Here is a 24819-nt window from a genome sequence, read left to right as displayed (position 1 = left end):
GATGTTTTATGGAATGCACAGTGAGCTGGACAGGCCTCAGTACAACGACCGGGTCACGTTCGGGTATGACGTTTCTGGCCGAAACCGGCAGCGGCCATACCCTGGTGATGGATGGGGCGCCCGATGCGGACAAGCCGGAAAACGGCGGTGCCAACCTGGCACCCCGGCCCATGGAGACCGTGCTGGCCGGCACCGGCGGTTGCACGGCCTATGACGTGGTATTGATACTCAAGCGCGGCCGCCACGATGTGCGGGGCTGCTCGGTCAAGCTCAGTTCCGAACGGGCGCCAACAGACCCCAAGGTGTTCACCAAAATCCACATGCATTTTGTGGTGACGGGGCGTGGCCTTGTCGCCAGCGCGGTCGAGCGCGCCATTGCCATGAGTCACGACAAATACTGTTCGGCCACCATCATGCTGGGCAAGACGGCCGACATCACCACCAGTTTTGAGTTGCAGGAGGCGTGAGCCGCCGGGCCGCTCCCAGGGCGAATGGCACCGTAGCGCGTAGCGCGGAGGTTGCCCAATGAGCTCAGCTTGTTTTCAGGCTGTGGCCCCTGCTCTGTAGGGATGTCATGCTGCTAAATCAGTAGCAAAAAGACGGCTGGAGCGAACCCGGCTTCAGGGGGGCAGGGGGTCAGGAGTTCAGAGGTAGTGGGCCGTGGTGGTCATGAGCCTGGCCGAGGCCTGCATCAGCGCCTTGACGGGGGCCGGCATGGGCATGGCGCCGGCGTTTTGCGCCTCCTGTGCATGGCGGGCTTCATCATCTTTCATTTGCGCCACAATGGCCCGGGAATCGTGGTCGCCTTCAGGCAGGCGCTCCAGGTGGCTGACCAGGTGGGCTTCCACCTGCCGCTCGGTCTCCACGACAAATCCCAGGCTGACCCGGTCACCCAAACGACCTGCCAGCAGCCCGAGGCCAAAGGCCCCGGCGTACCACAAGGGGTTGAGCAGCGAAGGCCGCGCGCCGAGCTCGTCGAGCCGTTCACGCGTCCAGGCCAGGTGATCGCCTTCTTCCCGGCTGGCCGCCAGTAAGTGCCGGCGCAGTGCCGGGTCCCGCGTGGTGAGGGCCTGCGCCGCGTAAAGCGCCTGCGCGCAGACTTCGCCCACGTGGTTGACCCGCATCAGCGAGCCCGACAATGCCTTCTCCTGCGTGCTCAGTTCTGTGCGCTGCCCCGCTACGGTGGGGCAGGTACGGCTGGCCTGAGGTTTGGCAAACAGGGTGCGCAGTGCGCCATCTGCGGCATTCAGCGCGGTATCGAGTGCGGGTGTCATGGCCTTTTCTCTCATCTGGACGGTGTATCCCAGCATGTTAGCGCGGCCTGACGGGCGGGGACAAGCGGTGTACGGGTAGGGGCCCCGGCTGTCGGGAAGCAAAAAGAAAAAGCCCCCAAAAAAGGGTGCTTTTATTGCATTTGACCGTGAGGCCCGTGGGCGAGCCTCTAAGGTGTTTTTGCGGTGTTTTTTCGGTTTTCCTGGACGTGATCAGAACGTGTGACGGATACCGAAGGCGAGGTTGGTGGAGTCCATGCCCGCGGTAGACGTCACGCCGCCGAGGAAGCCGTTTCCGCCAGGAGCCGCCTGACCCAAGCCCTTGTTGTTGAAGCGGGTCAACACCGCATTGAGGTTGGTGCGCTTGGACAGCGCATAGGTATAGGTCGCGCCGTAGGAGGTGGTGTCCGCATTGTTCGGGCGCTTGTCATCCAGCCGGTTGTAAGCCACCACGACCGTGTGAACGCCACTGGTGACGCGGTAGCCGATGTGCATGAGGTTGGCGTCCTGCTTGAAGCCATTGATGTAGGCATTCTGGATCAGGGCGGCGTTCGCTGCGCCAACCGACGGGGTCACCGTCGCGGCGATGGTTGACAGGCCCGATGGGTTGTCGTCCTTGACCTTGGCATACTGGCCATACACGGTGCCGGGTCCCACATCGACCGTGGCGCCCAGGACGGTGTCAGTCAGGGATTTTTGACCCAGTTCGTTGTTGCGCGTGTTGTGGGCAACGCCCATCGAGAAGCCGCTGCCCTTGTACATCGCCATGCCGCCGAAGAAACGGCCCTTGGAATTGTCGCCGGCGACTTCGCCTGCGCCATACATCAGCGTGGCGGTCACACCGCTCATCTGAATGGCGTATTGGATGGTATTGCTCAGGCGAATGTCGACGCTGGGCGGAAAGGTGGCGATCTGGCCCAGTGCCAGGCTCGACTGGGTCTGCGTTGCATCGAACGCTGCGCTGGTCAAATAGGCTGGCGTGTACTGGCGGCCAAAGGTGATTGCACCCACTGGCGTGATCAGGCCGGCAAAGGCCTGGCGGTCGAACAGGTTGCCGGCGATGTTCACACCGATCGTCGAGCCAATGCTGGCGCCAACGGAGTTCAGGACCGGCTGGAAGGCGCCAGGCAGGCCCATCAGCGCGGCGTTGCTCAGGCGGTCAGGCAACTGGGCGCCGGAATTGGGCCGGTTGGTGACCGATCCGGTATCCAGTTCAAAGCGGTTTTCAAGGGTAAAAATGGCTTTGTAGCCGCCGCCGATGTCTTCCGTGCCGCGAAGGCCAAATCGCGAACCTTCCATGATGCCGCTGGCAATCGTGTTGACGCTGCCCTGCCGGAGACCCGATACGTGGTTGTAACCACCGTCAAGAAGGCCGTAAACGGTCACGGTGCTTTGGGCCATCGCGGTCGTGGCGGACAACAGTCCCATCACTGCAGTGGCGACCAGGGTCAGTTTTTTCATGGAGTCTCCAAAAGTTCTAATTAACAAAAAACAAAAACAAAACAAAAGCAAAAAACGACAGAAAAGTAAGAGGTCAATATTTGCAATCGCCGTCGATCGACCGGGCTGTTTCGACGGAGGCGAGATTAAGGGCGATGCGGAGAACCGTAAAGAGTGGCACTCCCCGGCTTATCGCTTCGGTGACAGGGGAAAACCCTTTGTCTGGCGGGACTCCGGGATGCCAAAAAAAGGCATGGCGTTTAGCTGCTTTCCCGGGTTTTTTCCTTTGTTCTCCTCTGACGCGGTGGATTTTCTGGCCGTGCGTACCCGCACCGGCAGCGTTTGCTTTTTGGGGCCGCAGAATCGGTTAGGCTTTTACCTCTAGTTTCCGGGCGGCGTGGCAGGCGTGCCACAGCCTTTGCGCGGACACCGCTGTCCGATTGGCGCCCTTGATTCAAACAGAGGTTTTGCCAAAGCTTTCAGTCCAGATTTAAACCGGCATCAGTAGTAGGAACTTTTGCCCTACACGCAATGCTGTGTTGTTTCAGTTCCACGGGGCAGAGGAAAGTTGTTGTGGGTATGCAACGAATGGCGGGTTTTTGGGCCGATTCTTTTGCGAAACGGGGCCGGGTCTGGTGCAATAGACCCAACTTCCCGAAAGGGGGTTGGCCCGGGTCTCTGGTGGAGCCAAAAAGCGCAAGCTGATTGGACCCCGTACCGGAGCCCTATGTTTAACCTTGGAGAAACTCTCAAATGAAAAAGACCCTTATCGCTTTGGCCGCACTCGGCGCGATGGCTGGTGCAGCACAAGCTCAGTCGACCGTGACCCTCTACGGTCTGCTCGACGCCAACTTCGGCAGCTACAAAACCAACACTGCTGTTGGCACGGGCGCTACCGCTTCTGTTCAGAGCCTGAAACAGACCAAAATTGACGGCGGCGGCCTGAACGGCAACCGTTGGGGCCTGCGCGTTAGCGAAGACATCGGCGGCGGCATGGCTGTCATTGGTAACATCGAGAGCGGCTTCAACATCGACACCGGTGCTTCCGCACAGGGCGCCCTGTTTGGCCGTAAAGCTGTTGTCGGTCTGACCGGCGGCTTCGGTACCGTGACCCTGGGTCGCAACACCAGCTCCTACGACGACGTGGCTGCTGACCACGCCATGATGGGCGCAACGATTTTTGATCCGTCCAACACCAACAACGGCAACAGCGCAGCTACTGCCGAAGCAGCTGTTCTGGGCCTGGTGGCACCAACCACCGCCGGCGCTACTGCCCTGGCTTCTTTCGTCGGTCGCAACACGACCTGGATCGGCTACAACAGCCGTTTCAACAACAGCGTGAAATACGCCAGCCCCAGCTTTGGTGGCTTCAGCGGCGGCCTGATGTACAGCCTGGGCGAAGACAAGACCGCGGCAGCTGGCGCCAGCAAAACCGTTTCGGCCAACCTGAAGTTCGCCAACGGCCCTCTGCTGATCTCCGGTGGTTACCAGTCTGAAGCCACGAGCCGTACCGCTACGGCCAAGCCTGCTCTGGAAAACACCCTGTTGAACGTTGCTTATAACTTCGGCGTGGCTAAAGTTGGCGTCGGTTTCAACCGTGCCAAGTACAAGGACCTCACGGTTCTGGGCGTGACTGGCGATCTGGAAGCACAAAAAGAAGTTAGCTTGAGCGTTGCAGTGCCTCTGGGCGCTACGACCCTGAGCGCTGGTGTTGCCCGTTCCAAGGGTGACGATCTGGGCAAGAGCACCGGCTTCGGTGTTCAGGCTCTGTACTCTTTGAGCAAGCGCACGACCCTGTACGCAGGCGCCCTGAGCACCAAGGCTTACGGCGATCTGGCTGACGCTATCAAAGTGGTTTACCCAACCAGCAACATCGGTCGCACCACGACCTACGCAGCTGGCCTTCGCCACACGTTCTAATCTGAGGCTGGCTTGAGCCAGCTTTTGATGAAAACCTAAAAGCCGTTTCGGGGAAACCCGAGGCGGCTTTTTTTATGGATTAAGGTAAATAAGGTAAACGCAATGTTGTCGAAGGCGTTTTGTTATGGTTGACGGTGATTTTTCAACCTTGCAAGCACGTCATGTTCCCCCAGGCACCTGTTCATCCTTGTTGAGATCACTCCAGCGCCTAACCTCTCCCAACCAGTCTGCAACCAGTCTGCACCCTTATGTTCCTGCCTGATTTTTGTTCACCCGGTCTGCTGCCGCGCCTGGGCGCGGCACTTTCCCTGTGCCTGCTGACGGCTTGCGCAGGGGTGGCGCCCGTTGAGCGTGCGGCTGATCAGGATGTGGAGTGGGTGTCTACCTTGCGCGCCAACGGGGTGCCTTCAAGCAGTCCCGTCATGTGGCAGCACTGTACTTTTCCGGGTAAAAAGCCTACACACTATCGCGCCCTGCGCATCGATGGCCGCGACGCCGTCCAGAGCGACTCGAGCAGTGCGGCCAGCATGTTGCGGCAGAGCCTGCGTGTTGAACCAGGCGAGCTCGGCCGGCTTGGTTTTTCCTGGAAGGCGACGGCGCTGATTGCCGGCGCAGACCTGACCCAGCGTGACAGTGGCGACTCGCCGGTGCGGCTGGTGCTGGCCTTTGAGGGTGACCGCTCGAAGCTTTCCGCCAAAGACGCCATGTTGTCGGAACTGGCGCTGGCACTGACCGGCGAGCCGATGCCCTATGCGACCCTGATGTATGTCTGGGGAAACCACCGCCCCGCCGGTACCGTGATTGTCAATTCGCGCACAGACCGTATCCGCAAGCTGGTGCTTGAATCCGGGCCGGCGCGGCTCGGCCGCTGGCTTGACTACGAGCGCGATATTCGCGCCGATTATGAAAAGGCGTTTGGCGAGGCACCCGGTGCACTGGTGGGCATTGCCATCATGACGGACACCGACAACACCCGGCAAGAGACCCGGGCATGGTATGGCCCCGTCACTTTGCTTGCCAAATCTGCGCAGTCCACGATGGCCGATTCCGCCTCGAGCGGAACTGCCGACAGCGCGCTCAAGCCCTGAGGGGCCGCCAGCAATAGTTGTGTAGCCGCATAGCTGCAACACCCTCCCAATCGTTGTAAACCCCATGACCGCAACTGCGATTTACACAAGCTCAACACGGTCTTCATGACTCACCGCTAGTATTGGTATTTGCTGAACCGAGGATCCATTCCCATGCGCGCTCCGGCCACTATAGATGCCAGCTCCCTTGCCATCGCATCTGACGCTTCTGCCTCCGCTGCTACTTTAGTGCAAGCCGACCGCCCGCCCCAGCTGCGCGCCAGCGGCCGGGCCTTTGCACAAATCTCGCAGTTCCATCCGGAGCTGACGGCCTTTCGCCGGGACCTGCACGCCCACCCCGAACTGGGCTTTGAAGAGGTCTATACCTCGAGTCGCGTGGCGCATGCGCTCAAGTTATGCGGTGTGGATGAAGTACACACCGGCATTGCCAAAACGGGTGTGGTTGCCGTCATCAAGGGCCAGCAGACCGGCACGCCTTTCACGTCCGGCGCCCGGCCCATGGTGGCCTTGCGCGCCGACATGGATGCCCTGCCCATGACGGAGCACAACGAGTTTGGCTGGAAGTCCTCCAAAACCGGGCTGATGCATGGCTGTGGCCACGATGGCCACACCACCATGCTGGTGGGTGCTGCCCGCTACCTGGCCGAGACGCGCCACTTTGCCGGCGATGCGGTGCTTATTTTCCAGCCGGCGGAGGAGGGGCGTGGCGGGGCAGAGGCCATGATCAATGCCGGACTGTTCGAGCGCTTCCCAGTGCAATCGATTTACGCCATGCACAACTGGCCCGCGATGCAGCCCGGCACCATTGGCATCAACCCCGGTCCGATGATGGCCGCGGCCGACCGCGTCACCATAGAGATCACCGGCAAAGGCGGCCATGGCGCGCATGCCTACCTCACGGTCGATCCGGTGCTGGTGGCCGCTCACATCATCACCGCGGTGCAGAGCATCGTCTCGCGCAACGTGAAGGCCATGGACAGCGCAGTGATCAGCCTCTGTGCCATGCACGCGGGCGATCCCGGGGCGATGAGCGTGGTGGCCGGCAGCGCGACGCTGGTGGGTACCGTGCGCACGTTCAGGCCCGATGTGCAGAACCTGGTGGAGCGGCGCCTCCAGGACTTGTGCGCTTCGGTGGCGCAGGGCTTTGGCGCCACGGCCATCGTGACCTACGAACGCATTTACCCGGCCACCATCAATTCACCGGCCGAGTACACGCTGGCGACCGCCGTGGCCGAACAGCTCGTCGGCCCGGAAAATGTGGTGCGCGACCTGGAGCCCAGCATGGGTTCGGAAGATTTCTCTTTCATGCTCAAGGTCAAGCCGGGCGCCTACCTGCGCCTGGGGCAGGGCGAGCAGATTCCGGATGGCAAGGGCGCCAGCATTGGCGGCGTGGGCAGCCGCTTCTTGCACAACAGCTGCTACGACTTCAACGACAGCGTGCTGCCGCTGGGCTCGGCCCTTTTTGCGGGGATTGTGGAGCGCTCGCTGCCGCTCAAGCCTCAGGCGGTATGACCCCCTCTCCCTCCGGGAGAGTGCAGACGGCATGACTCCCTCTCCCCTTGGGAGAGGGCAGGGGTGAGGGCTTGCGGCGGCTGAAAAAATCCGCGCCTTTTCCCAGGCAGCGGCCCTCACCCCAACCCTCTCCCAGAGGGAGAGGGAGTAAGCCCAGAGGGAGAGGGCGTAAGCAATGCGAGGGGCCGGCCTCAGGCGTAGCGCTTGTTGCGCAGGTTGTTTTTCATTTCCTTGAGCAGCGGCTGGAGCTTGGCTCCTATGCGCAGCGCCACGCAGGTGGCCAGGATGTCAATGATCATCAGGTGCATCAGGCGGGACACCATGGGGCTGTAGCGGTCGTAGCCTTCGGGGTGGTCAGCCGCCAGGTGAATGTTGCCTGCGGCCGCCAGCGGCGAACCGGTCACGGTGATGACAATCGTGGTCGCGCCGTTCTTGCGGGCAATGTCGCAGGCATCCATCAGGTCGCGGGTGCGGCCCGAGTTGGAAATCACCACCACGCAGTCGCCGGGGCCCAGCAGCGAGGCGCTCATGACCTGCATGTGGCCGTCGCTGTAGGCGATGCTGGTGATGCCCAGCCTGAAGAACTTGTGCTGTGCATCCTGCGCCACGATGCCGGAATTGCCCACCCCAAAAAACTCGATGCGCTTGCCGGTGTTGTAAGTGGCCAGCAGCGCTTCGGTGGCTTTCTCAATGGCCACCGAACTCGCATCGTTGCGGTACTTCAGGAACGCGGCCACGGTGTTGTCGATGACCTTCACGAGCACATCGCTGGTCTTGTCATCGGCATCCACACTGCGGTGAATGAAAGGCACGCCCTCGCTCACGCTGCCCGCCAGCTTGAGCTTGAAGTCCGACAGGCCGTCATAACCCATGCTGCGGCAAAAGCGCACCACCGTCGGTTTGCTGACATGGGAGCGGTTGGCCAGTTCGGTGATGGGCAGGTTGGCAAACGCCCGCGGATCAGTCAGCACCAGCCGGCCGACCCGTTGCTCCGCAGGCGCCAGCGAGGGCAGGGAGGCTTTGATTCGGTCAAGCATGTGGATGGCCCCCACGGTCGTTCACTTCGTGTAACTCCCGAGGCCTTGCAGGCCGCGGGTCGCGAGACGCCTCGCCTCTGTCGCCTGTCCAAGCCTGCTCAGGCAGGCTTGGAGCCGCAGGCTCCAGCCCCTCGGGGGCCAGGAAGTGACGCGAAGCAAGCGAGAGCAGTGATTCCCCCAACCAGCAGGGGCCGCGGAACCGGCTTAGCCGGGCCGCAGGCGCAGCGGCCCCCCTGGGGGGCAGCGAACCACACGCAGTGGGGAGCGTGGGGGCTAACATTCCTCGCTCCAGCAATAGCCATCGCGCGCAATCATGGCGCTCGCCGCGCTGGGGCCCCATGTGCCTGCCGCGTAGGGGCGCGGCCCGGCCGGCTGGCTGCTCCAGGCGTCGAGGACTGGCTCGACCCAGCGCCAGGCCTCCTCCTGCTCATCGCTGCGCACAAAGAGGTTGAGCCGCCCGGCGATCACGTCGAGCAACAGCCGCTCGTAGGCACCCACGCGTTCCGCGCCGAATCGCTTGTCGAAGTCCAGGTCGAGCTGCACCGGCACCAACGAGGGGGTGCCGCGGTCATGGCGCTGGTGCGAGCCCTGGGCCAGCAGATGCAGCTCCAGGCCGTCCTTGGGCTGCAGGTTGATCACCAGGCGGTTGCCGACGTTCGACTCCGCCAGGGGCGACTTGAAAATGGCGTGCGGTGCCGGCCGGAAGTTCACCTCGATGTGCGCATCCCGGCCCGCCAGCCGCTTGCCGGTACGGATGTAAAACGGCACGCCCGCCCAGCGCCAATTGGCAATCTCGGTACGCAGCGCCACAAAGGTCTCGGTGGTGCTGTCGGGGGGCACCCCCTTTTCGTCGCGGTAGGCGGGCACGGCCTCGCCGTCGATGTTGCCCGCGGCGTACTGGCCGCGCACGACATGCTGGCTCAGGGTTTCCGGCGTCCAGGCCTTGAGCGATCGCAGCACTTTGAGCTTTTCATCGCGGATCGCATCGGCGTGCGAGTTGATGGGCGGCTCCATGCCAATGGCGCACAACAATTGCAGCGCATGGTTTTGCACCATGTCGCGCAGCGCCCCGGTGCTGTCGTAGAACGCGCCGCGCTTTTCAACCCCCAGGTCTTCGGCAATCGTGATCTGGATGTTGGCAATCGTTTCGCGGCGCCACAGCGGCTCAAACAGCGAGTTGCCAAAGCGCAGTGCAAACAGGTTTTGCACCGATGGCTTGCCCAGGTAATGGTCAATGCGGAAGATTTGATCTTCCTGCAGCACGCTGCGCACCGTCTTGTTGATGGCGCGGTTGGAGGCAAGGTCATGACCCAGCGGCTTTTCAAGCACCACGCGTGTCTGCGGCCCATTCAGGCCTGCGGCGGCAATCTGCTCGCACACCGTGGTGAAGAGGCTGGGGGCGGTCGCCACATACATCACCACCACCTCGGCCGGCCGCTGCTGCAGTCGGGCCGCAAGTTGCGCATAGTCGCCCGGGTTGGACAAGTCCATGCGCAGGTAGCCGAGCAGCGCCGCAAAGCGCGAAAACTCCTCCTCGCTGGGCCGCTTGGCCAGCTCGACGTGGTCGAAGCGGGCCTTGATCAGGGTGCGGTATTGGTCGTCGGACAGATCGTCGCGTGCCACGCCCACAATGCGTGCCCCCGTGGGTAGCGAGCCGTGGCGAAAGGCCTGAAACAGCGCGGGCATGATTTTCCGCCACACCAGATCGCCGGTGCCACCAAACAGGATGAGATCAAAACTCATGAAAACCTTGATAAGGAGATTAGTCGGAAGTGCGGGAGGCTACCGAAAGTCGCCCGCGTCGTTCTTGTAATTTAGTTTCACATTTATTCGGCATAATGGTAACTCAAACAGGTAGTCTTGTTACATCGCTTTTTACCCCGTCACCTACACTTTTAGCCATGAATCAGCTCGAATCCCTCAAACAATTCACCACCGTGGTCGCCGATACCGGGGACTTCAGGCAACTGGGCCAGTTCAAGCCGCAGGATGCCACCACCAATCCCTCGTTGATCCTCAAGGCGGTGCAAAAAGCCGACTACCAGCCCCTGCTCAAGGAGACGGTGGCCCGGTTCAAGGGCCGGGCGCTCGATGAAGTCATGGACCGGCTGCTGGTGCGCTTTGGCTGTGAAATCCTCTCCATCATCCCGGGACGTGTGTCCACCGAAGTCGATGCCCGCCTGAGCTTTGATGCCAACGCCAGCTATACGCGCGGCGAGCGCATCGTCGAGTTGTACCAGGCCGAGGGCATTCACATTGACCGCGTGCTGATCAAGGTGGCCGCCACCTGGGAGGGCATACAGGCGGCTGAAAGGCTGGAGCGGCGCGGCATCCATACCAACCTGACGCTGCTGTTTTCGTTCTGCCAGGCGGTGGCCTGCGGCCAGGCCAAGGTGCAGCTGATTTCACCCTTTGTGGGCCGCATTTACGACTGGTACAAAAAGTCGGCCGGCGCCACGTGGGACGAGGCCGCCAATGCAGGCGCCAACGACCCCGGCGTGAAATCGGTGCGCCAGATCTACAACCATTACAAGCACTTCGGCATTGCCACCGAGGTCATGGGCGCGAGTTTCCGCAATGCGGGCCAGATCACCGCGCTGGCGGGCTGCGACCTGCTGACCATCAGTCCCGAACTGCTGGCCCAGCTGGCCGCGTCCGATATGCCGCTGGCCCGCTCGCTCGACGCCGGGGCTGCCAGGTCGCTGGACCTGCCCGCAGTGAACTACGACGAAACCGGTTTTCGCTATGCGCTCAATGAAGACGCCATGGCCACCGAGAAGCTGGCCGAAGGCATACGCGCGTTTGCCGCCGATGCCGTGAAGCTTGAGCATTTGATGGTGGCGGCATGAACGCTGAACGCAGCGACGGGCCGCCCCGAGGAAGTTCAGCCCCCGCAGGGCTGGAGCCTGCGGCCCGGCCCTTCGACAAGCTCAGAACAGGCCAAATCCGGCTCCGCGGCTCAGACTGGTGGGATGCATACAGCAAGCCGGGGCCGCGGGACTGGCTTTGCCAGACCGCAGGCGCAGCAGTCCCCTCGGGGGGCAGCGCATTACACGCAGTGAAAAGCGTGGGGGTCCTATGACCCGTTTGCGTTGTGACCAAACCCCGGCCTGGGCTGCGCTGCAGGCCTGCTTTGAAGCCGGCGGAAAAACCTTCGATCTGCGTCAGGCGTTTGCCAGCGATGCGGAGCGGTTTACCCGCTTCAGCCAGGAAGCGCCCTACGTTTTTGCCGACCTCTCCAAAAATCTTCTGGATGCCACCAGCCACGCGCTGCTGCTGGATTTGGCCGTTCAATGCCAGCTTGAGCAGTACCGTGACGCCATGTTTGCCGGTGACAGGATCAACAGCACCGAACGACGCGCGGTGATGCATTTCCTGTTGCGACAACCGGCTCTTCCCAGCCAACAGCCGACGCAATCGGCTGGAAACAACATGGCTGATGAGCTGGACCAGGTGCACACCACGCTGGACGCCATGCTGGCCTATGCGGAACAGCTGCGCGCCGATGACGCCATTACCGACGTCGTCAACATCGGCATCGGCGGCTCGGACCTGGGGCCGCAAATGGCGGTGCTGGCACTGGGCGAATTTGCCACCACGGGCAAACGCTTTCACTTTGTCTCCAACGTCGATGGCCAGGAACTGGCCGGCGTGCTGGCGCAATGCAAGCCGCACAGCACGCTGTTCCTGATTGCGTCCAAGACCTTTACCACCACCGAAACCATGAGCAATGCGCATTCCGCAAAGCGCTGGTTTGAGGCGGGCGGCGGCCGCGATGTCAACCGGCATTTCGCTGCGCTGACGACCAACGTCGTGGCGGCCAATGCGTTTGGCATACGCACCACCTTCGGTTTTTGGGACTGGGTGGGCGGCCGCTATTCGCTGTGGTCGGCCATCGGGCTGCCGATTGCGATGGCGATTGGCTCCACTGGTTTTCGCGAGTTGCTGGCCGGCGCCCACGCGATGGACGAGCACTTTCGCACGGCAGCGCTGGCGCACAACCTGCCGGTGCGCCTCGGCCTGCTCGATGTCTGGTACCGCAATTTCCACGGCTTTGGCAGCCGCAGCATCGCCCCCTACAGCAGCGCCTTGCGGCGCCTGCCGGCGTACTTGCAGCAGCTGGAAATGGAGAGCAACGGCAAGCGCGTGGATGTGGACGGCCAGGCCTTGCCGTTTGCGACGGCGCCGGTGCTGTGGGGCGAGCCCGGCACCAACGGCCAGCACGCCTATTTCCAGATGCTGCACCAAGGCACGTCCGTCGTGCCCGTGGAGTTCGTGGCCGTCAAAAAAGCGACGCATGGCCTGCCCGGGCACCATGAACAATTGCTGGCTAATGTGCTGGCACAGGCGCAGGCGCTGATGCAGGGCAAAAACGACGAGGGTGGCCACAGGCATTTTCCCGGCAACCGGCCCAGCACCTTCCTGCTGCTGGACCAACTCACGCCCGCCAGCCTTGGCGCGCTGATTGCCCTGCAGGAGCACCGCGTGTTTGTGAGCGGTGCCATCTGGGGCATCAACAGTTTTGACCAGTGGGGTGTTGAGCTCGGCAAGGTGTTGGCCAAAGACATCGAGCCGCGTTTGCACAGCGGGGATGTATCGGGGCTTGACGGCTCTACGGCCGGGCTGTTGCAGCGCCTGCGCTAGGTCGCGGTAGCAAGGGCCTCAGTCTTGCGCATATCATGGCGCGGGGAGCTTACCCCGGTATCAATCCTGTGAGGAGGACACGCACCATGAATTTCGGTCAAGCCATTTCCACCTGCCTTTCCAGGTACGCGCAATTTTCAGGTCGCGCATCGCGCCCTGAATTCTGGTGGTTCTTTCTGTTCCAGGTTCTGGTGTCGGTTGCCGCCTCGATGGTGAGCGACCTGCTTAACGGGCTGATGGTGCTGGGCTTGCTGCTGCCGGCACTGGCGGTGGGCACGCGCCGCTTGCACGATATTGGCAAAAGTGGGTGGTGGCAGCTCATCATGCTCACCGGCATCGGTTATTTCCTGCTGATTTACTGGTGGGCGCAGCCCGCGTCTGACGACGCCGGTGTTTACGACGCGGCCTCCGCCTGAAGATTCAAGGTTCATCAAAAAAAGGGTTGCAGCGGTAAGCGCTGCGGCCCTTCGGACATGGCCTGCCTTGGGAGGCAGCGGGTTGCAGGCGTCGACCGGCATGGGGCGTGCTTATATTCCTGCCGCCCCTGTATGCCTATGCCGCGGTGATGAGGTTAGCCCTAGTAGCCAATGCGACTGGATAGCGGTTCAATCCAATCCTTTTTGCAGTTCTTTTGGCGACCTTTTTTTTTGGTGATTCTTTTTTGGCCTGATGCTTAATTATTCTTTCTAATACTTCATGCAAAAACCAATTCGTTACAGCCTGACCGCCGCTGCCTGCCTTCTGGCCTTTTCGGCCCAGGCCCAGCTCATCAGCAATCTCTACTCTATTGGCGACAGCTTGAGCGACGCCGGCACGTATGCACCGACCACGCAATTGTTTGTGCCCGGTTCCGGCCGCTTCACCACCAACCCGGGGCTGGTCTGGACGCAGTACCTGGGCCAGTCGCTGGGACTTTCCAGCGAGGCCGCGATCGTCAACCAGGGTGGCGCACCCACACGGACTGCCAACGGCGGAACCAATTACGCACAGGGTGGCTCGCGGGTTTTGCTGAGTCCTGGCGTGGGAGTCGGCGCCGGCATCTGGTTCACGGCCGACCCGGTCAGCAGCCAGGTTGACCGCCTGCTGGCCGACACCGGCGGCCGCATTGACGGCAAGGCCTTTGTCACGGTCTGGGCCGGAGCCAACGACATATTTACCCAATACGGCGCGGTGGGCTTGGGCTTGCCGGTGCCCTCGGCGCTGGTCAATGTCGGCACCTCGGCCGGTGACCTGAACGCCCAGATCATGCGCCTGCAGGCGGCGGGGGCCAAACTGATCCTCGTCAACACCCTGCCGGATCTGGGCGTCACGCCATTCGGACTTTCGCAAGGGCCTGAGGGCGCCGGCTTGCTGACCGCGATGTCTGACACCTTCAACCAGCAACTGCTACAGGCCACCGTCGGGCGCAATGTGCTGGTGTTTGACACCAACAGGGTGCTCAACGATCTGCGCGCGCGGCCTGCTGCCTACGGTTTTACCGCGCTGAATGCTGCGACCCAGCCGGCCTGCCTGCCGCCCGGCAGCTCATCGCTCCTGTGCGTCAATCCCCCGGAGGCCGATACCTATGTGTTCGCCGATGGGGTGCATCCGACCTCGGCAACGCACAAGATTTTTGCCCAGGTGACGCTGGCAAGCATGCGTGCCGCGGGCCAGAACAGCACGCTGGCGGTGGCGCCACTGGTCGCCATCCGGCAGCATGCGCAAACGCTGGAAGGGCGCCTGACATCGGGGGCGCTGTTGGTCGGCCAGCCCGACGACAGCAAAATCGTGCTTCGTCCAAAGGGTCATCTTGAGATGTACACCGCGCTGGAGAGCGGCCGCTTCGGTGCTTCGACGCTGGGCGTGCGGATGGGCAATGAAGCCAAAACCACCGTGGCGCTGGTCGGCGGCGACATCACACTGGCACCCAATGCGCTGGCCGGGCTGGTGCTGTCGCATGCGGATGGCGATTTGTCATTCTCGGAGAACACCGGCGGCTTCAAAACCCGGCTCACCACCATGGGGGCCTACGCCACCGTGGCCTTGTCGCCCGAGTGGTACCTGAATGCGGCACTGGCTTATGGCGATATTGACTTTGACAACGTTCATCGCGATGTCCGGCTGGGGTCGACGCAGTTGCTGGTTTCCTCGACGGGACAAACGACCGGCAGCTATGCGTCAATGCGCGTGGGCGGCGGCTATATCCTGAAGTCGGGCCGCTTTTCTGGCGGCCCTACGCTGTCGCTGACCGAAGAAAGCGTGAAGGTGAAGGCTTACGCCGAAGCGCCCGGCCCGCTGGCCTTCAGTTTTGGCGACACCACCTACAAATCCCGGCGTGTGTCGCTGGGGTTCAATGGCACTTACGACATGGGGCGCATCAAGCCGTTCGCCCGTGTCAGCCTGGAAAAAGACCTGAACCATGACCCCCTGCGTGTGACGATGGGCAGCTATGCGAGCAACTCCATCACCGTCGATGGCGACAGGCCGGACGGCCAGTTTGCACTGGCGACGCTGGGTGTCAAAGGCTTGCTGGGCGGTGGCATGCAATGGAGCTTGCTGTACAGCACCACTTTGTCGCAAAACGACATCCGCGGCTGGTCGGTGGGAGCAGCCCTGCAAGTGCCTTTTTAGCCAGACTCCCGAAGTTCTGCGCACGGACGCACAAAAAAAAGGCCGCGGTGCGAAAGCACCGCGGCCTTTTGGCCTGTTGGCGTCTGAACCGGGGTGAGCCGGCTCAGCTGGACATTACATGCCCATGTCGCCCATGCCGCCCATTCCACCCATGCCGCCTGGCATGCCGCCGCCGGCGCCAGACTCATCTTTCGGAGCCTCGGCCACCATGGCTTCGGTCGTCAGCATCAGCGATGCGACGGAAGCAGCGTTCTGCAGGGCCGTACGGGTCACTTTCGTGGGGTCCAGAATACCCATTTCGATCATGTCGCCGTAGGTGTCGTTGGCTGCATTGAAGCCGTAGTTGCCCTTGCCGGCCAACACAGCGTTCACCACCACAGAGGCTTCGCCGCCTGCGTTGTAGACAATCTCGCGCAGAGGCGCTTCGATGGCGCGCAGCACCAGCTTGATGCCGGCTTCCTGGTCAGCGTTGTCGCCCTTGATGGCGCCAGCAGCCTGCTTGGCGCGCAGCAGCGCCACACCGCCACCAGCCACAATGCCTTCTTCCACGGCAGCGCGGGTAGCGTGCAGGGCGTCTTCGACGCGGGCTTTCTTTTCTTTCATTTCGACTTCGGTGGCAGCGCCAACCTTGATCACGGCAACACCGCCGGCCAGCTTGGCCACGCGCTCTTGCAGTTTTTCACGGTCGTAGTCGCTGGTCGCTTCTTCGATCTGCACGCGAACCTGCTTGACGCGGGCTTCGATGTCCTTGGCTTCACCGGCACCGTCGATGATGATGGTGTTTTCCTTGCCCACTTCGATGCGCTTGGCCGTGCCGAGGTCGGCCAGMGTCACTTTTTCGAGCGACATGCCAACTTCTTCAGCGATCACTTTGCCGCCGGTCAGGCAGGCGATGTCTTCCAGCATGGCTTTGCGGCGGTCGCCGAAGCCTGGTGCCTTGACAGCGACCACTTTCAGGATGCCGCGCAGGGTGTTGACCACCAGCGTAGCCAGGGCTTCGCCCTCAACTTCTTCAGCGATGATCAGCAGCGGACGGCCAGCCTTGGCGACTTGTTCCAGGGTAGGCAGCAGGTCACGGATGTTGCTGATTTTCTTGTCGTAGAGCAGAACAAACGGGTTGTCCAGAATCGCGGACTGCTTTTCAGGGTTGTTGATGAAGTAAGGCGACAGGTAGCCGCGGTCAAACTGCATGCCTTCAACGACGTCGAGTTCGCTTTCGAGCGATTTGCCGTCTTCCACGGTGATCACGCCTTCCTTGCCGACTTTGTCCATCGCATCGGCAATGATCTTGCCGATGGCTTCGTCAGAGTTGGCGGAAATCGAGCCGACCTGGGCGATTTCCTTGGAGGTGGTGGTGGCTTTCGATGCTTTCTTCAGCTCTTCGACGAGTGCCGTCACGGCTTTGTCGATACCGCGCTTCAGGTCCATCGGGTTCATGCCGGCGGCGACATATTTCATGCCTTCGCGAACAATGGCTTGAGCCAGAACGGTAGCGGTCGTGGTGCCGTCACCTGCGATGTCAGACGTCTTGGAAGCGACTTCCTTGACCATCTGTGCGCCCATGTTCTGCAGCTTGTCCTTGAGTTCGATTTCTTTAGCAACGGACACACCGTCCTTGGTCACGGTAGGGGCGCCGAAAGAGCGCTCGAGCACCACGTTGCGGCCTTTGGGGCCCAGGGTTACCTTGACGGCGTTGGCCAGGATGTTCACACCCTCGACCATGCGTGCGCGGGCTTCGCCGCCGAAAATGACGTCTTTTGCTGCCATGTTTAATTCTCCAGATTCAGTTAATGAGGGATTGAAAGAGCCGAGAAATTACTTCTCAACGACCGCAAACAGGTCGTCTTCTTTCATCACGAGCAGCTCGTCGCCGCCGACCTTGACAGTCTGGCCGCTGTATTTGCCAAACAGCACGCGGTCGCCCACTTTGACGGCCATCGGGCTCAAATCGCCCTTGTCGTTTTTCTTGCCCGGGCCCACGGCCAGAACTTCACCTTGATCAGGCTTTTCAGCGGCGCTGTCAGGAATGACGATGCCAGAGGCGGTTTTGGTTTCGTTTTCCACGCGTTTGACGATCACGCGGTCGTGCAAAGGACGAAGTTTCATGAGAGCTCCTTGTTTGAGGACAATGGTTTTTGAGAATCAAAAAGCACCCAACGAAAGTGGGTGCTTGTTAACTTGGTGGCTTGAATGCGCTTTGTTAGCACTCAATGCCATCGAGTGCTAATCATAGAGGCATTTAAGGCGGTTTTCAAGGCGGAAAGCTGTGCAAGGCTTGAGAAATGATGGCCCATTGCCGGCTGACGTTAGACTTTTCCGGTTCTTTCGGCATTCGTTTTGGCAAGAAAATCAATCTAAGCCATTGATTTTATTGATTATTTTATTTTTCCACCAGGCGGGAGCGTATGGCCGGGAAGGTACGGACAAGACCATAGCCCAGCCCAAGCCCGATGGTGCACCCTCCAGGGAGTTGGGCCATACGCCTCATATTGAAAAATCACCCCTGCACGCGGGGATGAGGCCGGTTGCCGCGATTGGTTTTCCGGCGGGCGTGATCGGCCTTGAGTCTCAGGCCAGCCCTTTGTCCGTGACAGCGCTTTCGTCAGCCAGGGCGGGCTGCCCGGGCTTTTTACGGGCCGCAGAGGGAAACACTGCCCGAATGGTGGTGCTGCCCATGGACTCGATGGTGAGACGGCCGCCGCAAGCCTCCACGCGGTGGCGCATTCCCAGCAAGCCATAGCTGGAAGCGCCGATAGCGTGCGGATCAAACCCCCTGCCGTCGTCGCGCACGGTCACGATGACATGGTCCTTGTAGTTGAGTACGGCAATCTCCACGTGCTGCGCTTCGGCGTGCTTGGCAATATTGGTGAGTGCTTCCTGGATGATCCGGTAAACCGTCAATTCGGTCGTCCCATCCAGGTCAACCGGTTCAAGATCGGTGGTGATGGCCAAGCCGGCATGCTGGCCGAACTCGCCGGCCAGAATTTCGAGGGAGGGCAGCAAACCCAGGGTGGCCAGGGAGGAGGGGCGCAGGTCTTCAATGATGCGCCGCTTGAGTGCGATACCGCTGTTAAGCGTTTCAACCAGATGCTGAACCCGTGTCTGCAGATCACCCGTGTCGCCAGGCAATTTCGCCTTGATACGGGCGACATCCAGCTTGGCCGCAGTCAGCAGTGCGCCCAGTTCGTCATGAAGTTCCCGCGCCAGATGCGCCCGCTCGTCCTCACGGACTTGTTGCAGGTGCGTGGCCAGTTCGGCGAGGCGCTCGGTGCGCTCCTGAACCTGGGCGTCCAGCAAGTCGCGTTCGGCCTGCAGCGCGGCCTGCTGATGCTGATCGGCCAGTTTCAGCGCGGCGGTCTGGCGCAAATACAGCCAGAATGCCAACAGCCCGACGGCGGCCACCAGCGTGATACCCACCCGGGACAGCAACAGTGACCGCCGGATGTCCGCATGCCTTTGCGAGGTGCGCGTCAGGCTCGCATCGATCAATTGCGCGGAGCTGGCACGTATGGTGTCCATCTGTTCCTTGCCCACGTCGGTGGTCAGGACAAACTTCCAGGCGTCTTCCTTGTCCTCATTTTTCATGCGGATGGACAGGTCCATTTCAGCCAGCTTGCGCTGCACGGTCCGGCCCAACACGGCCAGCGCGGCGCTCTGTTCGGGCTTGTTGGCAAACAGGTTGGTCAGCAGGTCCTGCGTCTGGCTGAGGTCGGCAATCGCCGTCCGGTAGGGCTCCAGGTAGGCGGTGTCCGCCGTCAGGAGATAGCCCCTTTGTCCTGTTTCGGCATCCAGCATGTCACGCAACAGCCGTTGAAGATGGGTGCGCGTGACATGCGCTTCGGTCAGGTCATCCATCGCGTGGATGGATTTTTGGTAGGACAACTCACTGATGCCAATGAGGGTGAATACGGCAATCAACGCACAGGCAATGTTGACAGCCATCTGGTTGGTAATTCGTCGCATGCGGACTTTCGTGATGATCTCGAACGGCCACTTTCACCCAACCGGGTCGGGCAATTGCGCGTTTGGGCGGACGCTGCTATCCGGCCGGATGCTCAAAATTGTAGTCCTGCGCAAAAAATGTACGCATAAAAAAGCCACCCGCAGGTGGCATTCTGGAGCGCGGCCCGCCGTGGGAAAGGGCCCCTTCTGGCTGGGGTGAGGGCGGCCTTGTGGTGACCGCATCACATCGTTGCACGATTTATGAGCGGTCCCCCGAGCCGCTGATGCCGCCAGGCGGCTTAGCCTTTCAGGCCTGCTGCGTTCCGCAGCAAAGCGGCTCGATCCGTACGCTCCCAGGAGAACTCGGGCTCATCCCGGCCGAAGTGGCCATAAGCTGCCGTCTTTTCATAAATCGGGCGCAGCAGGTCCAGCATCTGGATGATGCCTTTCGGACGCAGGTCAAAGTGCTCATTGACCAGTGCCGAGAGTTTCTCGTCAGAGATCACGCCGGTGCCTTCGGTGTACACCGTCACGTTCATCGGGTGCGCCACGCCAATCGCGTAGGCCACCTGGATCTGGCACTGGCGCGCCAGGCCGGCTGCCACGATGTTTTTGGCCACATAGCGGGCGGCGTAGGCGGCCGAGCGGTCCACTTTCGAAGGGTCTTTGCCGGAGAAGGCACCGCCGCCGTGCGGGCAGGCGCCGCCATAGGTGTCGACGATGATCTTGCGGCCAGTCAGGCCGCAGTCGCCCTGCGGGCCGCCGATGACGAAACGGCCGGTCGGGTTGATCAGGTACTTCGTGTCCTTGAGCCATTCCTTGGGCAGCACCGGCTTGATGATTTCCTCGATCACGGCCTCGATGAAGGAGGGTTTCATGTGGTGGCCGTCGCTCTGCTCGGGGCTGTGCTGGGTCGACAGCACCACGGTGTCGATGCTGTGCGGCTTGCCATCGACATAACGCATGGTCACCTGGCTTTTGGCGTCGGGGCGCAGGAAGGGCAGCCGGCCGTCCTTGCGCAGCTGGGCCTGGCGCTCCACCAGGCGGTGGGCGTAGTAAATCGGTGCGGGCATCAGCTCGGGTGTCTCGTCGCAGGCGTAGCCGAACATCAGGCCCTGGTCACCGGCGCCGGTGTTCAGGTGGTCGTCGCTGGCATGGTCCACGCCTTGGGCGATGTCGTTGGACTGCTTGTCGTAGCAGACCATCACGGCGCAACCCTTGTAGTCGATGCCGTACTCGGTGTTGTCGTAGCCGATGCGCTTGATGGTGTCGCGCGCGACCTGGATGTAGTCGACATGCGCATTGGTGGTGATTTCACCGGCCAGCACGACAAGGCCGGTGTTGGTCAGCGTCTCGGCCGCCACGCGGCTGCGCGGGTCCTGCTTGAAGATGGCATCGAGGATGGCATCGGAAATCTGGTCGGCGACCTTGTCGGGATGGCCTTCGGAGACGGATTCGGAAGTAAAGAGAAAATCGTTCGCCATTGCGTACACTCCATAAAGTTTGTCGGCGCGTTGCCGGCTTGGGGTGCCTCGGCGAACGCTTTAGCAGTTTGGTTTAATGTCGCCCTGCAAGTTGTTCAGTAACTCGGCGACCCCTGCATTATAAGACCTTGCGTTTTTGCCTGAAGCTGCTCCCCAACAACCCTTACATGCGCTGGTTATTCCGTTTTTTATCCCTTTGGCCGCTGGCTGCCCTGCACGCCTTGGGCGGGCTGCTGGGCTGGCTGGTCTGGGCCTTAAGTCCGCGCTACCGGACGCAGTTCAGGGCCCATGTGGCGCAAGCCGGGTTGCCGTTTGAGACCGCCCGGCCGGCGATTGCCGAGACCGGGCGCTTTGTGGCCGAGTTGCCCAAGCTGTGGCTGCGCCCCCGGGACCAGTCCTGTCTGGCCAATGTCCGCGTGGAGGGCCAGTCCCATGCGGCAGAGGGTTTTGCGCGAGGAAAGGGGGTAATTTTTTTCGGCCCCCACTGCGGCAGTTTTGAGCTGGGACCGCAGGCGCTGGCCGAACTGTATGGGCCGATCACCGCAATTTACCGCCCGGCGCGCAAGCCCTGGCTGGCCCGGCTGGAGCGGCTTGCCCGCGACCGGCCGAATCTCACCGTGCTGCCCGCCTCCCTGAGCGGTATCCGCCTGATGCACAAAACCCTGAAGGCCAACCACGCGGTGGCGATGTTGACCGACCAGGTGCCGCCGGAAGGGCTGGGTGTCTGGGCGCCTTTTTTTGGCCGACCGGCCTACACCATGACACTGGCTGCCCGGCTGGCGCTGCAAAGCGGTGCCGCACTGCTGCCCGTGAGTTGTGAGCGTTTGCCGCGCGGGCGGGGTTATTGGCTGAAAATCTGGCCACCGGTGGCGGGACTGGATACGCGCGGTACGACCGATGTGTCCCGCGAAGCCGATATGCTGCGTGCCGTGACGCTGATCAACCAGGCGATCGAGGCCATCGTGCTGAGCCAGCCTGGGCAGTATTTGTGGGGTTATGCGCGCTACAAGACCCCTCGCCACGAAGCATCCCGCAAGGACACCCTTTGAAAACACCCCGTCAATTAGCCAGCGAATTCGCCACCCGCGCGGGCATCCTCTTCATGCAGGTGCTGGCCTGCCTGCCCTTGTCGTGGATCCGGGCGCTGGGTGTGGTGCTGGGGTGGCTGCTGTATGCCCTGGTGGGGTCGCGCCGGCGGGTGGTGCTGACCAATTTGTCCCTGTGTTTTCCCGAGCGCTCCGAGGCCGAGCGGCGCAAGCTTGCACAACAGACCTTCATCTATTTTGCGCAAGCCTGGCTGGACCGCAGCTGGCTGTGGCATGCGCCGCAGGCCTGGGTCCAGCGGCGGGTGCAACTGACGGGAGCCGTGCAGGAACTGGCAGGCAATGAACGGACGGTGGCTTTTTGCCCGCATTTTGTGGGCATGGATGCAGCGTGGGCGGGCGTGGCCCTGCAGCTGCAGGTCCCGCGGACATCGACCACGATTTATACGGACCAGTCCAACAAGCTGGTCGATGCGTGGATACTGCGCGGCCGTCAGCGCTTTGGCCATTTGCGCCTGTTCGGGCGGGCCGACGGCGTCAAACCCATTGTGGCGGCGCTGCGCGAAGGGCAGCCGCTGTACCTGCTGCCCGACATGGACTTTGGGCCGGAAGATTCGGTGTTTGTGCCCTTTTACGGTATTCCCACGGCGACCGTGCCCTCGCTGCCGCGCTTTGCCAGGCTGGGCCGGGCCAAGGTCTTGTCCATATTGCCGCGCATCACTGCGGGGGGCTACGAGATCGAGGTGCTGCCCGCCTGGGAAAATTATCCTAGCGATGATCCGGTGGCCGACACCGCCCGGATGAATGCCTGCCTGCAGGACTACATTGCCACCATGCCGGCGCAATACTACTGGGTGCACAAGCGCTTCAAGACGCGGCCCGAGGGCGCGCCTTCGCTGTATTAAACCAGGCCGCGGTTTGGCGTTTTCAGGCGAAAGTTGCCTTTGATCCAGTGTATGGACCGGAGACTGGCGCTTTAAGCCCTACTCAATCACTCAATCGTAATTCGGTCTAGTGACCTGCAGGAATTGCTGCAGATGAGCGGCTACCCGTTCCGGCTGCTCATGCACGACCCAGTGCGTGGCGCCTTCCATGCGGCGCAGGTCCATTTGCGGTACATAGTCGCCCAAGCCGTCCAGCAGGGCGGGGGGCAGCGCGATGTCGCCCGTGCCCCACAGCACCAGGGTGGGAAGGTGGACTTCGAGCATCTCGCGCGGAAGGGTCACGCCCGCAGCAGCGGGGTCGTTATGCGGCGGGCCGGGCCGGGGTGGGCGCAGGGGTGAGGCCCGGTAGTAATTGCAGGGGCCGCGTAGGCCCAGGCGCCAGATCTCGCGGTACCGGGCCCGCACCGTTTCAGTCAACCAGGCGTGAGGTCCGTCTACAGCGCCCATGTTGCTGAAGAATTCCCAGAGGCGGCGGAAGTCGTGTTCCGCCAGCAGCGCCTCGGCATCCGGCCGGATCAGGAAATTCATATAGGCGCTGGCCGCCTGCTGGTCGGCAGAGTGCTGCAGTTCGCGCAGGAAGGTGCCGGGATGCGGTGAATTGATGATGGCCAGTTTTTTCATCAAATGGGGCTGGCTCGCTGCCAGGTGCCAGGCTACCGCGCCGCCCCAGTCGTGGGCCACCAGGCAGGCAAGTTGGCCGCCGCGCTGGTCTTCACCGCACTCCAGCGCAATGAGGGCCGCAATGTCCTGCACCAGGTGTTTGGCGCGGTAGGCGGCCACGTCGGCCGGGGCGCTCGAGTGCTCAAAGCCCCGCAAGTTGGGCGCCACGCAGCGAAAGCCGCCATTTCCGGGTTGGGCAAAGTGGGTGAGCAGGCCGTCCCACACAAAGGCGGCTTCCGGGAAGCCATGCAGGAACATCAGCACCGGCCGGCCTCTCGCGCCGGCGCTGCGGCACGACAGGGTGATGCCGTGCGGCAGTTCCTGCAAACGGGTTTCAATCATGGTGCTGCGCTTTCAATCGCTCTTTCAATAGCTGTTGGTCCACGTCAGACCTGGACTGCAGCCATTTTGGTTTGATGCTTCAGCGGCGCGGCACCCGGCACCACCGCAACCGGGCCGGCTCAGGCGTCGTCGGGTGCAGCGGCCTCGGTGCCAGGTTCGGCCTTTTGCTTTTTGGCCGGCTTTTCTGGCGGATGGGCCCAGTCCCACAGATGCTGGGCCACCTCTTCCACGCCCTTGCGCTTCAGCGAAGAGAAGAGTTTGACGTCTCCGCCGCCCGCCTGCAGTCGCGCAATGGACAGCGCCTTGGCCGCTTCGGTTTTGTTGAGCTTGTCCGACTTGGTCAGCAACACCAGGAATTTCAGCCCTTCTTCGACCCGGGGGCGAAGCACGTCGAGCAGGATTTCGTCCAGCTCCGTCAGCCCCAGCCGCGGGTCGCACAGCAGCACCACAGCCTTGAGGTTGTCGCGGGTCTGCAGGTAGTTGCCCATCACTTGCTGCCAGCGGTATTTGGCTTCCTTGGGTACGGCGGCATAGCCGTAGCCCGGCAAATCGGCCAGCACCGCGTCGGTAACGCCCTGTTTGCCCAATGAGAACAGGTTGATGCTTTGTGTGCGGCCCGGCGTCTTGGAGGCAAAGGCCAGGCGGTGCTGTTGCGTCAGGGTGTTGATGCAGGTCGATTTGCCCGCGTTGGAACGCCCCACAAATGCAATTTCCGGCACGTCCAGTCGCGGCAGGTGCTTGAGTTCAGGCGCCGTGGTCAGGAATTTGGCCGTGTGCAGCCAGCCCATGGCGATCTTGGAATCTGGGGGGGCGGCAACGGGCGGGCTGGCAGGGGAGGATGAAGTCATGGTCGGGCAGTCCCTCGAGGTCGTTTGCATGCGG

Annotated in this window: 21 protein-coding genes; 11 read left to right on the top strand and 10 right to left on the bottom strand. The window is 61.9% G+C overall.

Features of this window, described 5'->3' with window-relative positions; all coding sequences use genetic code 11:
* Positions 1–8 precede the first annotated feature (8 nt).
* A complete protein-coding gene (locus AC1DUB_RS05775; protein WP_477728687.1) occupies positions 9–467 on the top strand; it encodes an OsmC family protein in 459 nt (152 codons plus the stop codon).
* Between the two features lie 177 nt (positions 468–644).
* On the opposite strand, the gene coq7 is transcribed toward AC1DUB_RS05775, so the two are convergent.
* Complete coding sequence (gene coq7, locus AC1DUB_RS05770) at positions 645–1274, bottom strand: 2-polyprenyl-3-methyl-6-methoxy-1,4-benzoquinone monooxygenase (RefSeq protein WP_477728686.1); 630 nt, start codon at positions 1272–1274, stop codon at positions 645–647.
* Between the two features lie 210 nt (positions 1275–1484).
* On the bottom strand, positions 1485–2732 hold the full coding sequence (locus AC1DUB_RS05765; RefSeq protein ID WP_477728685.1) for a porin: 1248 nt from the start codon (positions 2730–2732) through the stop codon (positions 1485–1487).
* On the opposite strand from AC1DUB_RS05765, the gene AC1DUB_RS05760 reads away from it, so the two are divergent.
* The 4 genes from AC1DUB_RS05760 (at position 2731) to AC1DUB_RS05745 (ending at position 7231) form a co-directional block, all read left to right on the top strand.
* Complete coding sequence (locus AC1DUB_RS05760) at positions 2731–3096, top strand: hypothetical protein (RefSeq protein WP_477728684.1); 366 nt, start codon at positions 2731–2733, stop codon at positions 3094–3096. The two genes, AC1DUB_RS05765 and AC1DUB_RS05760, sit on opposite strands and share 2 nt — an antisense overlap.
* A gap of 368 nt (positions 3097–3464) precedes the next feature.
* Entirely contained in the window at positions 3465–4631 is a 1167-nt protein-coding gene (locus tag AC1DUB_RS05755; protein WP_477728683.1) for a porin, read from the top strand.
* A 248-nt stretch (positions 4632–4879) separates the two neighbouring features.
* Positions 4880–5719 carry a DUF3047 domain-containing protein gene (locus AC1DUB_RS05750; protein ID WP_477728682.1) on the top strand — a complete coding sequence of 280 codons (840 nt, stop codon included), beginning with the start codon at positions 4880–4882 and terminating at the stop codon, positions 5717–5719.
* 153 nt (positions 5720–5872) lie between these two features.
* Positions 5873–7231 (top strand): M20 aminoacylase family protein, encoded by a 1359-nt coding sequence (locus AC1DUB_RS05745; protein ID WP_477728681.1) that lies wholly within the window; start codon positions 5873–5875, stop codon positions 7229–7231.
* 191 nt (positions 7232–7422) lie between these two features.
* Here the strand turns inward: AC1DUB_RS05745 and AC1DUB_RS05740 are convergent, their stop codons facing one another.
* Entirely contained in the window at positions 7423–8268 is an 846-nt protein-coding gene (locus AC1DUB_RS05740; RefSeq protein ID WP_477717636.1) for a MurR/RpiR family transcriptional regulator, read from the bottom strand.
* A gap of 273 nt (positions 8269–8541) precedes the next feature.
* Positions 8542–10011, bottom strand: a complete 1470-nt coding sequence (zwf, locus tag AC1DUB_RS05735; RefSeq protein ID WP_477728680.1) for a glucose-6-phosphate dehydrogenase — start codon at positions 10009–10011, stop codon at positions 8542–8544.
* Between the two features lie 158 nt (positions 10012–10169).
* Here zwf and tal point away from each other — a divergent pair, with 158 nt between their 5' ends.
* From tal to AC1DUB_RS05715, 4 genes are all read left to right on the top strand, one after another.
* On the top strand, positions 10170–11117 hold the full coding sequence (tal, locus tag AC1DUB_RS05730) for a transaldolase (protein ID WP_477728679.1): 948 nt from the start codon (positions 10170–10172) through the stop codon (positions 11115–11117).
* 229 nt (positions 11118–11346) lie between these two features.
* Positions 11347–12912, top strand: coding sequence for a glucose-6-phosphate isomerase (gene pgi, locus AC1DUB_RS05725; protein ID WP_477728678.1), 1566 nt, complete (start codon positions 11347–11349; stop codon positions 12910–12912).
* An 86-nt stretch (positions 12913–12998) separates the two neighbouring features.
* Positions 12999–13328, top strand: a complete 330-nt coding sequence (locus AC1DUB_RS05720; protein ID WP_477728677.1) for a DUF805 domain-containing protein — start codon at positions 12999–13001, stop codon at positions 13326–13328.
* Between the two features lie 280 nt (positions 13329–13608).
* Complete coding sequence (locus tag AC1DUB_RS05715) at positions 13609–15522, top strand: autotransporter domain-containing protein (RefSeq protein WP_477728676.1); 1914 nt, start codon at positions 13609–13611, stop codon at positions 15520–15522.
* A 114-nt stretch (positions 15523–15636) separates the two neighbouring features.
* On the opposite strand, the gene groL is transcribed toward AC1DUB_RS05715, so the two are convergent.
* The 4 genes from groL to metK form a co-directional block, all read right to left on the bottom strand.
* Entirely contained in the window at positions 15637–17289 is a 1653-nt protein-coding gene (gene groL / locus AC1DUB_RS05710; protein ID WP_011481718.1) for a chaperonin GroEL, read from the bottom strand.
* Positions 17290–17337: 48 nt separating this feature from the next.
* Positions 17338–17628 (bottom strand): co-chaperone GroES, encoded by a 291-nt coding sequence (locus AC1DUB_RS05705; protein WP_477717642.1) that lies wholly within the window; start codon positions 17626–17628, stop codon positions 17338–17340.
* Between the two features lie 462 nt (positions 17629–18090).
* Entirely contained in the window at positions 18091–19485 is a 1395-nt protein-coding gene (locus tag AC1DUB_RS05700; RefSeq protein ID WP_477728675.1) for a sensor histidine kinase, read from the bottom strand.
* Positions 19486–19763: 278 nt separating this feature from the next.
* A complete protein-coding gene (gene metK / locus AC1DUB_RS05695) occupies positions 19764–20948 on the bottom strand; it encodes a methionine adenosyltransferase (protein WP_477728674.1) in 1185 nt (394 codons plus the stop codon).
* A 167-nt stretch (positions 20949–21115) separates the two neighbouring features.
* On the opposite strand from metK, the gene AC1DUB_RS05690 reads away from it, so the two are divergent.
* Together AC1DUB_RS05690 and AC1DUB_RS05685 are read left to right on the top strand one after the other, a co-directional pair.
* The gene (locus tag AC1DUB_RS05690; RefSeq protein ID WP_477728673.1) at positions 21116–21997 is read left to right on the top strand and encodes a lysophospholipid acyltransferase family protein; all 882 of its coding nucleotides are present in this window, start codon (positions 21116–21118) and stop codon (positions 21995–21997) included.
* Positions 21994–22896, top strand: a complete 903-nt coding sequence (locus tag AC1DUB_RS05685) for a lysophospholipid acyltransferase family protein (protein ID WP_477728672.1) — start codon at positions 21994–21996, stop codon at positions 22894–22896. Before AC1DUB_RS05690 ends, AC1DUB_RS05685 begins: the two co-directional genes overlap by 4 nt.
* A gap of 90 nt (positions 22897–22986) precedes the next feature.
* On the opposite strand, the gene AC1DUB_RS05680 is transcribed toward AC1DUB_RS05685, so the two are convergent.
* Together AC1DUB_RS05680 and yihA are read right to left on the bottom strand one after the other, a co-directional pair.
* Positions 22987–23937 (bottom strand): alpha/beta fold hydrolase, encoded by a 951-nt coding sequence (locus AC1DUB_RS05680; RefSeq protein WP_477728671.1) that lies wholly within the window; start codon positions 23935–23937, stop codon positions 22987–22989.
* Positions 23938–24056: 119 nt separating this feature from the next.
* Complete coding sequence (gene yihA, locus AC1DUB_RS05675; protein ID WP_477728670.1) at positions 24057–24785, bottom strand: ribosome biogenesis GTP-binding protein YihA/YsxC; 729 nt, start codon at positions 24783–24785, stop codon at positions 24057–24059.
* Positions 24786–24819 lie beyond the last annotated feature (34 nt).

It is taken from the genome of Polaromonas sp. P4_F9 (assembly GCF_056401235.1).
The sequence above is the reverse complement of the archived record's forward strand: the minus strand, read 5'-3'. Positions and strand labels throughout refer to the sequence as shown.

Bases quoted from the DNA above. Each gene is read 5' to 3' on its own strand.
- AC1DUB_RS05775 (WP_477728687.1), top strand. From the start codon at position 9: ATGGAATGCACAGTGAGCTGGACAGGCCTCAGTACAACGACCGGGTCA.
- coq7 (WP_477728686.1), bottom strand. From the start codon at position 1,274: ATGACACCCGCACTCGATACCGCGCTGAATGCCGCAGATGGCGCACTG.
- AC1DUB_RS05760 (WP_477728684.1), top strand. From the start codon at position 2,731: ATGGAGTCTCCAAAAGTTCTAATTAACAAAAAACAAAAACAAAACAAA.
- AC1DUB_RS05765 (WP_477728685.1), bottom strand. From the start codon at position 2,732: ATGAAAAAACTGACCCTGGTCGCCACTGCAGTGATGGGACTGTTGTCC.
- AC1DUB_RS05755 (WP_477728683.1), top strand. From the start codon at position 3,465: ATGAAAAAGACCCTTATCGCTTTGGCCGCACTCGGCGCGATGGCTGGT.
- AC1DUB_RS05750 (WP_477728682.1), top strand. From the start codon at position 4,880: ATGTTCCTGCCTGATTTTTGTTCACCCGGTCTGCTGCCGCGCCTGGGC.
- AC1DUB_RS05745 (WP_477728681.1), top strand. From the start codon at position 5,873: ATGCGCGCTCCGGCCACTATAGATGCCAGCTCCCTTGCCATCGCATCT.
- AC1DUB_RS05740 (WP_477717636.1), bottom strand. From the start codon at position 8,268: ATGCTTGACCGAATCAAAGCCTCCCTGCCCTCGCTGGCGCCTGCGGAG.
- zwf (WP_477728680.1), bottom strand. From the start codon at position 10,011: ATGAGTTTTGATCTCATCCTGTTTGGTGGCACCGGCGATCTGGTGTGG.
- tal (WP_477728679.1), top strand. From the start codon at position 10,170: ATGAATCAGCTCGAATCCCTCAAACAATTCACCACCGTGGTCGCCGAT.
- pgi (WP_477728678.1), top strand. From the start codon at position 11,347: ATGACCCGTTTGCGTTGTGACCAAACCCCGGCCTGGGCTGCGCTGCAG.
- AC1DUB_RS05720 (WP_477728677.1), top strand. From the start codon at position 12,999: ATGAATTTCGGTCAAGCCATTTCCACCTGCCTTTCCAGGTACGCGCAA.
- AC1DUB_RS05715 (WP_477728676.1), top strand. From the start codon at position 13,609: ATGCAAAAACCAATTCGTTACAGCCTGACCGCCGCTGCCTGCCTTCTG.
- AC1DUB_RS05705 (WP_477717642.1), bottom strand. From the start codon at position 17,628: ATGAAACTTCGTCCTTTGCACGACCGCGTGATCGTCAAACGCGTGGAA.
- AC1DUB_RS05700 (WP_477728675.1), bottom strand. From the start codon at position 19,485: ATGCGACGAATTACCAACCAGATGGCTGTCAACATTGCCTGTGCGTTG.
- metK (WP_477728674.1), bottom strand. From the start codon at position 20,948: ATGGCGAACGATTTTCTCTTTACTTCCGAATCCGTCTCCGAAGGCCAT.
- AC1DUB_RS05690 (WP_477728673.1), top strand. From the start codon at position 21,116: ATGCGCTGGTTATTCCGTTTTTTATCCCTTTGGCCGCTGGCTGCCCTG.
- AC1DUB_RS05680 (WP_477728671.1), bottom strand. From the start codon at position 23,937: ATGATTGAAACCCGTTTGCAGGAACTGCCGCACGGCATCACCCTGTCG.
- yihA (WP_477728670.1), bottom strand. From the start codon at position 24,785: ATGACTTCATCCTCCCCTGCCAGCCCGCCCGTTGCCGCCCCCCCAGAT.